General features: G+C 66.8%; 9 protein-coding genes and 1 pseudogene. 1 reads left to right on the top strand and 9 read right to left on the bottom strand.

The window, feature by feature from the left end; all coding sequences use genetic code 11:
• Positions 1-81: 81 nt before the first annotated feature.
• The 5 genes from IE263_RS00050 to IE263_RS00030 form a co-directional block, all read right to left on the bottom strand.
• On the bottom strand, positions 82-1,353 hold the full coding sequence (locus IE263_RS00050) for a sugar ABC transporter permease (protein ID WP_373311817.1): 1,272 nt from the start codon (positions 1,351-1,353) through the stop codon (positions 82-84).
• The gene (locus IE263_RS00045; protein ID WP_189930947.1) at positions 1,350-2,129 is read right to left on the bottom strand and encodes an ATP-binding cassette domain-containing protein; all 780 of its coding nucleotides are present in this window, start codon (positions 2,127-2,129) and stop codon (positions 1,350-1,352) included. Before IE263_RS00045 ends, IE263_RS00050 begins: the two co-directional genes overlap by 4 nt.
• 34 nt (positions 2,130-2,163) lie before the next feature.
• The gene (locus tag IE263_RS00040; RefSeq protein WP_189930946.1) at positions 2,164-3,282 is read right to left on the bottom strand and encodes a sugar ABC transporter substrate-binding protein; all 1,119 of its coding nucleotides are present in this window, start codon (positions 3,280-3,282) and stop codon (positions 2,164-2,166) included.
• Between the two features lie 229 nt (positions 3,283-3,511).
• Positions 3,512-3,853, bottom strand: coding sequence for an SCO4225 family membrane protein (locus IE263_RS00035; protein WP_189930944.1), 342 nt, complete (start codon positions 3,851-3,853; stop codon positions 3,512-3,514).
• Between the two features lie 426 nt (positions 3,854-4,279).
• Positions 4,280-6,544, bottom strand: a complete 2,265-nt coding sequence (locus tag IE263_RS00030) for an nSTAND3 domain-containing NTPase (RefSeq protein WP_229910716.1) — start codon at positions 6,542-6,544, stop codon at positions 4,280-4,282.
• A 554-nt stretch (positions 6,545-7,098) separates the two neighbouring features.
• On the opposite strand from IE263_RS00030, the gene IE263_RS00025 reads away from it, so the two are divergent.
• On the top strand, positions 7,099-7,806 hold the full coding sequence (locus IE263_RS00025) for an SNF2-related protein (protein WP_229910715.1): 708 nt from the start codon (positions 7,099-7,101) through the stop codon (positions 7,804-7,806).
• Between the two features lie 201 nt (positions 7,807-8,007).
• Here IE263_RS00025 and IE263_RS00020 read toward each other — a convergent pair whose 3' ends face one another.
• The 4 genes and pseudogenes from IE263_RS00020 to IE263_RS48125 form a co-directional block, all read right to left on the bottom strand.
• Entirely contained in the window at positions 8,008-9,777 is a 1,770-nt protein-coding gene (locus IE263_RS00020) for a hypothetical protein (RefSeq protein ID WP_189930942.1), read from the bottom strand.
• 162 nt (positions 9,778-9,939) lie between these two features.
• Positions 9,940-10,773, bottom strand: coding sequence for a PIG-L family deacetylase (locus IE263_RS00015; protein WP_189930940.1), 834 nt, complete (start codon positions 10,771-10,773; stop codon positions 9,940-9,942).
• Between the two features lie 1,087 nt (positions 10,774-11,860).
• Positions 11,861-12,223 (bottom strand): hypothetical protein, encoded by a 363-nt coding sequence (locus IE263_RS00010; protein WP_189930938.1) that lies wholly within the window; start codon positions 12,221-12,223, stop codon positions 11,861-11,863.
• A gap of 234 nt (positions 12,224-12,457) precedes the next feature.
• Positions 12,458-12,869: pseudogene (locus IE263_RS48125) on the bottom strand (hypothetical protein); the annotation flags it as partial.

Below are 12,869 nucleotides of genomic sequence, written 5' to 3'. Positions count from 1 at the left end.
GGAGACCTGGGACTCGGCGGTCGGCGGGGTTCTGGAACCGATCAGAGAGGCCGGCCCGGTGCGCCGGTGTCCCGGCGTCTCTCAGGTCCGCCAGCGCGCCTCCGCGGCGCGCCGGGCCAGCGAGTCGAAGACCACCGCGGTGAACAGCACCCCGCCAGTGATCATGAACTGGATCGGGGGTTCGACTCCCAGCAGCGCCATGCCCGAGGCGATCGACTGGATGATGAGCACCCCCAGCAGCGCGGACCAGGTCGAGCCCCGTCCGCCGAACAGGCTGGTGCCGCCGATGACGGCAGCGGCGATGGCGCTGATCAGCAGCATGCCGGAGCCCGGGACCTGGCTCGCCGAGGTGAGCCGCGACGCGACGAACAGGCCGCCGACCGCGGCCAGGGCCCCCGACGCCGTGAACACCAGGATCCGTACGCGCGCCACATCGACGCCGGCTCGCCGGGCCGCCTCCACACCGCCGCCCAGGGCGAGGACCTGCCGGCCGTAGGGAGTGCGGCGCAGGAAGAGGTCCGAGACGACGATGACGGCGAGGAAGATCAGGAGCGCCAGCGGCAGGCCTTCGAACCGGCCCAGCACATGGACGGCGGTGAACGCGACCACCGCGAGGAGGGCCGTACGCGCCCAGATCTCGCCCACCGGCCGGTACGGCATCCCGGCGGCGCTGCGGCGCCTGCGGTCGTGGTAGGAGACGAGGAGGTACGCGGCCGTGCCGAGCGCCGCCAGGCCGTAGGTGGCGACCGCGGCGCTGAAGTAGCGGCTGGTCAGCATGGCGACCAACCCGTCCTCGCTGAAGTGGATGGTGCTCTCCGGCCCCAGCAGGTAGAGCATCAGGCCGTTCCAGGCCAGCAGGCCCGCGAGGGTGACGACGAACGCGGGTACGCCGATCCTGGCGAAGGAGAACCCGTGGATTGCCCCGGCGGCCGCACCGCAGAGCACCGCGATGATCACAGCGAGCCATTCCGGCATTCCGAGGTTCACATGCAGCGCCGCGAACACGGCGCCCGCCAGGCCGGCGAGCGAGCCCACCGACAGGTCGATCTCGCCGATCAGCAGCACGAAGACGATGCCGACGGCGATGATGCCGGTCCCGACGATGTCCACGCTGAGGACGGACAGGTTGCGCGGCGAGAGGAAGTTGTCGTTGAGGCTCTGGAAGACCACCCAGGTCACGACGAGAGCGAGCAGGGCCGGGGCCGGGCCGAGTTGACTTTCGTGCAGTCTGCGGCGCACCGCGCCGGCGTATGCGCCGATCCGTCCGGTGTACCGCCTGCGTTCGTCGCGGCGCGGGTCGGCGGCGACAGGCACGGCATCGGTGGCGCGCGCCCGGTTCCGCCTCCACCTCACGGCCGTGCCTCCTCAGAGCGGGCCGGGCGCTGGGCGACGGCATTGTCCGCCGCACCGGTGATGGAGGAGATGATCTGTTCCTGGGAGGTGGTGTTCACGTCGAAGAGGCCGTTGTTGCGGCCGAGACGCAGGACGGCGATCCGGTCGGCGACCGCCTTGATGTCCCCCATGTTGTGGCTGATGAGGAGCACCCCGAGACCCCGGTCGCGCAGCTCCTCGATGAGATCGAGGAGCTGACTGGTCTGCTCCAGGCCCAGGGAGGCGGTGGGCTCGTCGAGCAGGAGCAGCCTGGGCGAGCCGAGGAACGAGCGGGTGATCGCGACGACCTGCCGCTGGCCGCCGGACAGAGCGGCGAGCGGCACCCGCACGTCGGGGATGCGGATGGACAGGGTGTGCAGCAGCTCGCGGGTGCGGCGCTCCATCTCCACTTCGTCGAGGATGCCGAGTCGGTGGATCTCCCGGCCGAGGAAGAGATTGCCGACGACATCGAGGTTGCCGCACATCGCGAGGTCCTGGTAGACGGTCGCGATCCCCAGGACCTGGGCGTCCTGGGGACGCTTGATCTGCACGGCTTCGCCCTGCCACTCGATGACGCCCTTGTCGGCGGGACCGACCCCCGAGATCACCTTGACCAGGGTGGACTTGCCGGCGGCGTTCTCACCCACGAGGGCGACCACCTCCCCGGCCCTGATCTCCAGATTGACGTCCACCAGCGCCTGGACGGCAGCGAATCGCTTGGAGACGCCGCGCAGCGTCAGCAGGGGCTGAACCGGCACAGGGCCACCTCCTTCCGCCTTCGAGGAATGCTCCTCAGGTGAGTCCGGCCTTGGCGCAGGCGGACCGGAGCTTCGGAGTGCAGATCTGCTCGACGGTGTACATACCGTCCTTTACCAGGGTGTTCCTGATGTTGCCGACAGTCACCGAGACGGACGGGAGCAGGACCGCCGGGATGTCCTTCGTGGTGGCGTTGTCGACGGTGCCGGTGGCGATGGACCCGACCGTGCCGCCGCGCCCCAGGGCGACGGCCATCTCGGCGGCGGCGTCGGCCGCCGGCTTGAAGGGCTTGTAGATGGTCATGTACTGGTCGCCTCTGACGATGCGACGCACGGCCGCGAGATCGGCGTCCTGGCCGGTTATCGGGGGCAGCGGTCTGACCTCGGCGGCGTTGAGGGCGGAGACCACGGCGCCGGCGAGGCTGTCATTGGCGGCCAGAACGCCGTCGATGTTGCCCGCGCCCAGGGCGGCGATGGCGCCGGTCATGTTGACGTAGGCGTTCTCCGGCCGCCAGCCGACGGTGTCGTAGGACTTGCCGATCTCCACCTTGCCCTCGAGCACGGAGAGCGATCCCCGCTTGAACCAGCCGGCATTGGGATCGGTGGTGGAACCGTTCATCATGACGATCTGGCCACCGCGGGCCTTCGTGCCCATGGCCTTCAGGAGCGCCTCGCCCTGAAGCCTGCCGACCTGCGCACCGTCGAAGGTGATGTAACCGGAGATCGGTCCTTGCGCGAGCCGGTCATAGGCGACGACCGGGATACCGGCCCGGTGCGCGGCCTCGACCGACGAACGCAGCAGCTGGGGATCGACGGCGGCGAGGATCAGGACATCGACACCCCTGGTGATCATCGCCTCGAGCTGCTGCCGCTGAACCGCCGGCTCGGGCGTGGCGGCGACGGTCGCCGCCGGACAGTCCGGGCACACCTGCTTCAGCCGCTTCTCGATCAGCGGCCTGTCGAACTGCCCGAAGCGAGAGGCCCCACCACCCGGGAGCAGCACACCGACGGCGAGGCTGTCATCACCGTCCCCACCATCCCCACCGTCCTCGCCGCAAGCCCCGGCCAGGACCAGACCGGCGGCAACCGTGATCGCCGCAGACGCGCGGGCGAGGGACCCGTGCATCACGGCTGGAAGGCCGGCACCGAGAACCATCTCCGGTCCCTCACCAATCTGTCCGACTTTGCCCCGCAATGGGATCTTAATCCCAAGCGTAGCCAAGCCGGGGTAGTCCCGTTCGGGCCCGACCGCCGCCCACCGCCTGACAGTGCCGGGGGAGCTGCCGGTGAGGACGACGGCGAGACGGCCATGCCGAGGCGACGGTCGCCGTTCGGAGGGGTGATGAGTGGCCGGGCGGTGAGGCGAGGCGCTCGTGATGACGAGTTCAGGCCATGGTGGCGGGACGCACAGACGACCCCTGGCGCCTGCTGACCGCGCGGACGATCCCACCCAGGATGACGGCGTTCACGAGCGCCCCGACCGCGATGCCCAGGTAGAAGGGGGCGTCCGTGGGTATCCAGCCGAGCGCGACGGTGAACAGCATGTTCAGCGGGGCGGTCAGCAGCATGGGCACGACATACGCCATGGAAGCGTCGGCGTGACTCACGAAAACGTCTTCGTAGAGCGCAAATCCGCCCGTGAGCACCACTGCGGCCAGATAGCCACGCGACACCCAGTTGTTGACGGCCAGGGTAAGCACGGCGCGGCTGCGACGAGAGGAACTCACGGCGTTATCCGATCTGTTGACAGAGGCTGGACCCTTCCCAAGCGCTGTGCCCGAGGAGCCGGTCACCACGATCTCTGGGACGCAGGGGACACGGCATGCGTTGCGCTACTCAGAAACGGCGGCGGACGCTACTCAGACGCGAAGGAAGGCAACGGCGGCCTGATCAACTCCGTTTCGGCCCCCTGGTTGGCCCCCCCGGACACGACAGAGGCCGCATACGGAAATCCGTATGCGGCCTCTGACCGGCCTCGGGGTAGCGGGATTTGAAACCACGACCTCTTCGTCCCGAATGAGGTTCGGGCATGATCATCACCGGCCTGTTTGCTGTCTTGCCTGGTCAGGGCGTTGGAATGCGGTGGTGTCGGGTGGTCTGGAAGGGGCTTGGGGCGTGGGGGCGGCTCCCAGATGGCTCCCAGCGGGAATGAGTCAGGGCGTGTCCTCGAGCTTGCGCATCAGCTCGGTGACCAGCGCGCGATCACGTGCTTTATCGGAACGCTCGGCCGGTTCCCGCTGGGCCTGATACTGCCGGAGCCTCTCGTTTCGCTCGGCATCCCGGGCTGTTCTCACACGCTCGGCACGGTCCTGTACGACGGCGAACTCCTCCGGCAGCTCATCCTCGGCTTCCTGCTCCCAGAGGAAGTCCAACAGCTCTGTCATCAGGTCCAGGTTCGCGGCATGCGGTTCCTGCTCCGGCTCGGCGGCCAATCGGCGCAGCTCCTGCAAGGCGCACCGCACGAGGACTGGGGTCACCGGCTCACGGTCCGACGCCGACGGTATCGACTGCAGCTGGTCGTACAGAGTGCTGGACCGGTACCAGTCGCCGACTTCGGCGCTCTCCAGCAGTTCGGCTTGGATCCGGTCGGTCAGTTCTTCGACGAACCGCTCCGCGTGTTCCTGCGGCACCAGCGGGCTTGCGCTCAGCGAGTTGGCCAGGCTCACCAAGTGGGAGATGGGGGAAAAGTGCGTAAACGAGGGGAGCGTTTCCTTGGTCACGTACGCGGCCAGTGACGCCGAGTCCAGCAACTCGGCTGCCCCTAGGGTCCACTCCAGATGGGTTGACAGGCTCTCGTCCTCATCAAACAGCCCCATCTCCAGGTCGTCTTCCACCTGACGGGCGGCAGCGGTCACGGCCAGCTCGTGCTCCCTGAGTCTGGCCAGTATCCCTGCGCCGTCGGCCATGCGTGCCGCCGCGACCAGTCGGCGCAACTGTTCTCCCTGGACGATGGCCCTGATCAGCTCCAGGAAATGGGCTCGGTCGGCGTTGAGGTGAAAGCGAACGTAGTCCTCGATCGATGGGTTGTGGAACGCGACCCGTCCCTGTTCGATAGTGACCATCGTGCCGTCCAGCAGTTGCAGCGCCCTGCGGAACGTCCGGCCGTCCGCCGCTTGGTCCATCTCCTCGCGGTACCAGTGCCAGGACTCCTCAAGGTCCTCCAACGGTGCGGACCCGAAGGTGAACAGCACCTCCAGCATGTGTACGGCCTCGTCCGACAGCTCGTTCTCCACGATGCGCTCCCAGACGCGGCGCGGATCGTCCAGGTTCTCCAGCATCGCTGCGCCGACGTCCTGACCCCGGCGCGCGGACAACCGGAGGGTCTCCTCGACCAGACGCGGATTGAAGTTCCTGTGCTGGACCACCGGACGCCAGACCGCCGGATCGGCGAACCGGCGCTTGTCATTCTGCGGCAGGGAAGAGTGGTGGACGTGGTTATAGAGGATCTGGCCCCGTACCTGCAGATCCAGGTCGGTCAGCCGGATCACACTGACCGCGTCCGACACGTCCGGCTCCGCCAGCCGGTCGTGCCGAAGACGGGCGTGCTCCAGCAGGTAGTCGCGGGTCGTCATCACCAGCGCCTTGCCGGGCGTCTCCTGGATCTCCCGGATCACTGACAGCAGGCGATTGTCCTCGTTCTTGTTCAACGGCGTATCAAGGGTCGTACTTCCCAGGAAGTCGTCGTATAGGAACACTTGCCGCGTGCCGTCGCGCCAAAGGGTGCCGATCTCGTCGACGTCCTGGGAGATCTCGTGGACCTCGTAGTTGTTGCCCATCAGCCAGGCCGCGAGCATCAGCGCCACCGTCGTCTTGCCCACCCCGGGGATGCCAGCGATGACACAGACCTGCTGGGTGTCCAGAAGCTGCTTGGCTCGCTCGAAGCCCTCGTGCGGGACGAAGGTGTCGGCGATGCCCGGTAGCCGCTTCTGAAGCCACGACGAGCGCAGGTACCGGTCCTGGTTCAGCACGGTCTGAAGGACGGAGGTGCTGCTCAGCCAGAGCCGGAAGTGCCGACGGACCAGGTCCGGACGGCGTAGCAGCTCGGCGACGATCTCATCCACGCCGTACAGGCCGCCGGTGTCGCGCACGTACGGGGCGAAGGCACCGCAGAGCTCTTCTTTGCCGTCGACGGTCAGACCGACCGTCGTGGCGACGATGTAACGGTCGGGTGCCAGCGCGCGGACCTTGGGCAGTTCATCCTTGATCAGGCGCCTGATCAGCGTCGCCTGGGTCGCGCGCGGCCAGTGCTTGCACTGCACAACGGTCGTCCCCGAGGGGCCGGTGTGCCGCAGGTCGATGCCTCGGTCCCGGCCGCGAGGAAAGATCTCCAGAGGGATACCGAGGACATCGCTGAACAGGTCACGGCAGACCACCTCGAAGTCATGGTCCGTCAACCGCCCCAACTCGAAAGAGTCCATGCCGTTGTCACCTCGTGAATACCGCCACCGGACTCCATTCTCCCTGCAGCGATCCGAGTGCTGGCCAGAGGGGCAGGTTTTCCTCCAGAGTGCGTGTCGGGTCGGCCCATCGGAAGCCGGCACCCTCCGTAGCGGTGAGGACCCGCCAGGTGTTGGGGCATCGGCTGAAGGTGGCCAGGCGGGTGCCGACCGGAACGGCGTGGCTGCCTATAACGGTCGTCACGTCGCCGTACGTCGTCCACCGTCCGGATGGGAAGGCACCCAGCAGGGTGTGGAGGCTCGTCCAGTCGTCCTTGCGGGCGCCGCTGAGCTGCTTGGCCAGGTCCGGCGAGGTTCTTCGACCCGAGCCGGCGGCCCCTGCACCCCCTTCATGCTCGTCATATTGGAAGTAGCAACTAGATACTGTAATTTGACAGTCCATTAGTAAGTCGCAGGTTGGGGAACCGCGTCTGGCCGAGGGGGAGGGACCAGGTCATGGCTTGTCCACGTCCAGTGGGTTGGCTTCCGGCCAGTCTCAGCTGGGTTCCGGCGAGCCTTGAGGCTGACGCATAAGCATGCAGTCCCAAGGCACGTTTGAGCGTGGTCAGAGAGTAAGGGTTCAGGCCGCTGGCGTACCGGAGTTCGCCACACTCAGGTTCGCCTTGCCCGGAGATCAACCTGGGTCATGGGACCTCATCCTGGTCGACGACGAAGACCGTCGTCACGAAGTGAATCTGGCAGCTGGAGACACGGAGACCGTGCGGCCTCTCGTCAGCGACGGGAAGGCTGACTCCGCACGTGTGCTGGCGGCCATGTGGACACAGTGGATGAACGCCGCGGCGACCAACGCCGAGTCCAGCGCGATGGCAGCCACACCGCTGAAGCCGTACGCGCACCAGACGACGGCCGTCTACGGAGCGATGCTTCCCCAGCCCCTACTGCGTTTCCTCCTGGCCGACGAGCCGGGTACCGGAAAAACGATCATGGCGGGTCTGTATCTGCGTGAGATGCAGAGGCTCGGCCTGATCAAGCGGGCGATCATCGTGTGCCCGGCGAACCTCGCCACCAAGTGGGTGGACGACTTTCAGCGGCTGCTGGGGGGCGGTCTGCGTCAGCATGGTGGTCACAGCGCCGCCTCCGGCGACGACGGCGATCGCGATCCCGCGCCGGAGTCTCATACGGAGGCCCTAGCAGCCAGGGGAGCGGCCGATTCCCCCCTGGTGCCGCTGATGAGACACCACGCACTGCCAACCGACCTGGTCACGAAGGCAACCCCCGAGTAGAACTCCCCAACTTCCCTAACGGAACAGCCCTCGTAGACCTTGGTCAAGGGCGCGTCTGCGCCATGGGGTGCACCAGCTTCCGCAAGGCGCGCTGGCCCACGGCCACGGCACCATCTTCAGAAGTCCACGCAACCTCTGATGATCACGCGGTGGCTGCTTCCCGATCGGCCCCGGCCACGAACTGGTCAATCGGCTCGGGGCCTACTCGGCATCGCAGGTCGTGGCCTCGGATCCAGTCGGTTCGGTAGACCCCGTGCCAGCACTCTCGCTCTTCTCGCCCGCCTCAATGGGGGCGTAGCGCCGCCGTTGAAGCTCATCGCGTTCAGCGTCCGGGATCGTCATCGACTCGGCAAGCACGGCGGCGAGCGCGTCCACTTGAGTGTTGTCGATGTCAGCGTGGAAGAGCCACCGGATGTTCTCGTCGCGCGTGATGAGGTCGATCGCCAAGCGCGCGTTTCTGTCCTGTGTGGTCGTTGCTCGGACGTATCGCACCTGGTCGATCGGGATGACTTGACGGATCTCGGCTTGCTCGAGGAATGCGTTCGTCTTGGCCGTGATGATGCGGCGATCCGTGACGGCGACCAGTGTCTTTGCCGCAGCCTTGTCCCTCGCTGCCGCCAACTTCTCCTTCGCTCCGCCGACGATCGCAGAAATGGGACCGAGGGCATCGAGCTGGTCGGGGAAGCCGAGGACACGTAGGGCCTCACCGTCCTCGAGGAGCCATCGCAGAATGCGAAGGTACGGCTCGCGATCCAGCGATTCGGGTGCGCAGACGACGCCCGGAGCCTCGAGCGGAGGGGCCGGCGGATGGAGAGCGTCGGCAAGAGGCTCGATCGCCTCCAGAAGACGGGCAGAGGTTTCGCGGGCCGCCTTCACGTCCTTCCGCTTCCCCGGCAGCGGCCATGCGTCGGGTCCGGGGAGTTCGGCGGTGATCCGCAGCTCCCGCGTCAGCGCGTCGACGAGGCTCGTCGACTCGGCGAGAGCGGAGTCGAACTCCGCGCGGGTGTCGCGCGCGATGACCTCGGCGTATTGCGCCTCGGCGGCGTCTTCGCGTCCAGCGGCTCTCGCCCTTGCGGCCCGGAGCGCGTGATACCCGGTCCATGCCTTGAGGGAGGACAGGAGGGCGTAGGCATCGAAGGCGATCGCCTCGGCGTTCGTCTGCAGATACTCACGGTGGCTGCGTGCGTCGGGCCGACCGGTCTGCCTGACGTGGTCGCGGACGTTCCCTTGGTAGAGCTCAAGCTGCTTCTGCAGCAGCGCTCCACTGCCCGCGACGTCCTCCCACAAGGACGTCGGGACCGATTCGATCTCTCGTGCCTGGTCGACCGCGCGATCGATGGCGGCGACGAGCCCCGTCAGTTCGGCCCACTGATCCTTGCGGATGGCGGTGAGGACCTGACTTGTCACCGCGAGGTTGGTCCTCACGAGGCCCGAGACCTCACTCAGCATCATCTGAAGGCCGACCATGGCCAGCGCCGGCCCGATCGAGGCCGCGGTCTGCGCCTTGCTCACCGCATTCACGGAGTGGAAGCGGGCCTGATGCAGGATGCGGCCAGGAACCATCACCGCTCCGAGGTTCCCGCCGTCCTTGATGGCGAGCGTCGCGCCGCTGTTCAGCAGGGCCTGTGCCGTGTCGCCGATCCTGTACAGCCCCTGCACGCCGGCGAACGCGTTTCCGAGATTGCCGACCACGGTCGCTGCGTTCCCGATCGAGGCGAGGATCGCTGAGATCTGCTTGCGGTCGGCAGCCGGCACGATCCCGAAGTCGATCAGATCGGGCTTCAGCTCCGGCGGGACCTCACCGGCGACGACGGCCACCCCTGGAAGCACCTCCACCAGGACCGTCGACGCCGTCGTCGAGTCGATGTCCGAGTCGGACGTCGTATCGTCCACAACAGGTGAGTCGGCGGTATTGCCCCGGCCGTTCTCCTCAGGCTCGGCGATCTCCATCGAGTCCGAAGGGTCCTGCATCCGATCTCCTCCCCCGCGAGCGCGCGCAACGGCCGGACCTCGTCGGCGTTGGCTGCCGAATTCTACGGCTCAACGCCTGCGGTTCAGCCCGAATCCGCCGGGCTGATTCCGCACTGGCTGGTGCCAGCTGAGCTCTCCAGGGCTCCGCTCCGGATGAGTGGATCAGCGCAGTCCGGCGAAGAGGTCGTTCTCGGGTACGGCCGCGCCGGTGGTGTCCTGGACACGTACGAAGGTCTCCATGCCCATCAACTCGCCGAACCTCTCCTTGCCCATCTTGAGGAAGAAGATGTTCTCGCCCTGACTGGCGTGCGCGGCCAGCGCGTCGAACTTCTGGCCGCTGAACGTGGTGGTGTCCACCCACGTGGTGATCTCATCGTCGGGGAGGCCGATCTCGGCCATCGCGGCGGCCTCGGCAGGATCCGGCTCCGGCATGTCCGGATGAAACTCGCGCATGATCTCCCCGAACCGCTGCATCCCCGAGCGGGGCATCGTGGTCCAGTACACCTTCGGTGTCAGCGCGGTCATCTCCAGCGCCGCCATCGTGATGCGGTGGGCCTGGATGTGGTCGGGATGGCCGTAGAAGCCGTTCTCGTCATAGGTGACGACCACATCAGGTCGGTAGTGCCGCATGAGTTCCGCGAGTCGGGCAGCGCCTTCCTCCACGGGGGTCTGCCAGAAGGACCCGGGTGCGTCGTTGCTCGGCCAGCCCATCATCCCGGAGTCGGCATAATCCAGCATCTCCAGATCGCTGACCTTCAGGACGTCACAGCTCGCCTTGAGTTCTTGGCGGCGCATCAAGGCGATAGCGGCCGGATCGTGCCCGGGATCGCCCGGCTTGACACCTCCCGGTCCGTCACCGCAACCGCCGTCGGTACACGTCACGAGAACCGTGCGGATGCCTTCCGCCGCGTACCGCGCGAGGACCCCTCCGGTTCCGGTGGCCTCGTCGTCGGGGTGGGCGTGCACCGCCATGAGCGTCAGGGGCCGGTCAGTCATCAAGCAGTCCTCCTGCAGAAATACGTCTTGGTCCGAGTGCGCGGCGGGCGTACCGCGATCCTCGGGCCCGGATCCTGTCGGGGCAGACGATCTTGTGGTTTCCGAGTTCCCCGCCCGTGCAGCGCCGGTCCCTCGGTCGATGCAACAGTGCCGGCCGGACCCGCTGTTCCCGGCGCGGCTGCACGTCTCAGCGCCAGGTCGGATCCGACTTCCACCCGGCACCAGGCGTGAGATTCCGACGCGAAACTTGAGACCCTACATGTCCATCTATCCACCAGTTCGCCGCAGGCAGACAGGAAAGATCCCGACACGACTGGTGAGCAGCTGCGCAGCTATGTCAACCTGCAACACCTTGCCGGAGGACCTGGTCAACGAGGTGATGCCAGTGATCCTGGAGCCAGTGTTCCACCCTGCGAGCCCATGGAGGCGCCCCTGCTTCCGCACCACTCCAGCGACCGCTCCCGACCAAACTTGCCGGATCCGGTGTACTGGGTCACCCCGCGTCTCTGGCCGGTGACGACGGTGTGCTCGCCGAGCGGATCGACGACACCCTGTCCGACCTCAGCTGGCGCATGTGGCCCACCTCCCGTCACACCCTTCTCTACGTGAGCCGGGACGGGCTGCGTGGGGCCGAGTGGATCGTCGCGGCCTATCCGTTCGAGCTGGGCGGTCTGCCCGTTGCCTGGCAGCTGGGCACGGTGTTCCTGGTCAGCTACGGAGCTGGATTCGCGAACGCGCAGGTCCGGGTGCCCTCAGCCGTGGGAGTGCACACAGCCTCAACGGTCACGCCTTGGGAGACCTCGACCGAGATCTTCTCCCAGATTTCTCGCAAGCGATCTCCAGGAACCACTTCACGGGCCCGACCCGCTAAGCGGATTAGGCCCCTGACCTGGTACTTCCCTGTCCGGGTGGCGGGATTTGAACCCACGACCTCTTCGCCCCGAACTCTCGGCTGGGTGGTCATTGAGGTCTGGTGGGCTGGTCGGTTGGCTGCTGAGGGTTATGGGCGGTCGGCCGGGGCCATGGCGGTTGCTGTACTTCGCTGCTGTACGGCTGGCTGATCACTCACGCACGTGCTGGTGGCCGCTCAGGGCCCAGAGACAGCTATGGCATGGGCTCCGAGCACTACGGCGAGGATCAGGCTGGCGACGGCGATGCCGGCGGCCGTGCGCCGCCCCAGAAGAAACCATCGGGGCAGGAGGAGGTTCAAAAGCGTGCTGATCCATGCGGCGGACACCAGCCAGGGCAGCCATGCCTCCGCTCGGTCGTTCACCCGGTAACAGTGCTCGGCCTGTGGTCCGGTAACGCCGAAGTAGAAGAGACAGTCATTCCCGAAATTCTCGGTGATCAGCGCGGTGCACCCCCACCACACGGTGACGAAGGCAGCGGCGGCCACCGCGACACCGAAGAGGGAGCATCCACCTGAACCACGCGGCGTGGCTGTGTCCATACCCCGGTCTCCCCTGGCGTATGTGCTTGTTTCCCTTGGACGGCGGAAGCTAGCACCTGGCACTGACATCCGAGCTCTCAACTTGGGAAGCTGCGGTCACTTGGGGGGGCGCCGACCTGGACGAATAGCTGGGCCCGGACCTGGCCGGGCTCGGCTGCCTTCACCGTGATTCCCCGTGGTTCCCCGCCCTGTCTGGTGCGCTTGTGGTGCAGTGTTGTCGTGCCCGGGAGGTGATCAGCCGGGCACGTTCCATTCATCGAGTTTGATCTTCACCTGGCGGTTGTGGTCTGCGTGCCAGATCACCTCACCGGTGACGGTGGAGCCCACGGCGGGCAGTTCCATGTGGTGAGGCATGGCGGTGATCTCGGCGAGGCCGACTGCATTCGGTACGCCATCGAGGAGAAGGAAGACGCCGAACTGCTGTCGGCCGATGACCAGTCCGCTGACATGAGACCCGAGGGGCAGTGCAGAAACGGTTGCTGGCCAGCTCCGGTCTACGGCATCCGAGGTCGGCATCTGGGAGCGGTCCGGCCAACTGAACTCGGGCATTGGCCAATCATGGCCAGAACGGCGGAAGTTGTCGACTGTGAACCGCTCCGGGATCGGTGGAGGCTCTATGCGTTGACTCCAGCCGTCGGGTGAGGCT

It is taken from the genome of Streptomyces aurantiogriseus (assembly GCF_014649375.1).
Classification (GTDB): domain Bacteria; phylum Actinomycetota; class Actinomycetes; order Streptomycetales; family Streptomycetaceae; genus Streptomyces; species Streptomyces aurantiogriseus.
This window is presented reverse-complemented; position numbering and strand designations above follow the sequence as displayed.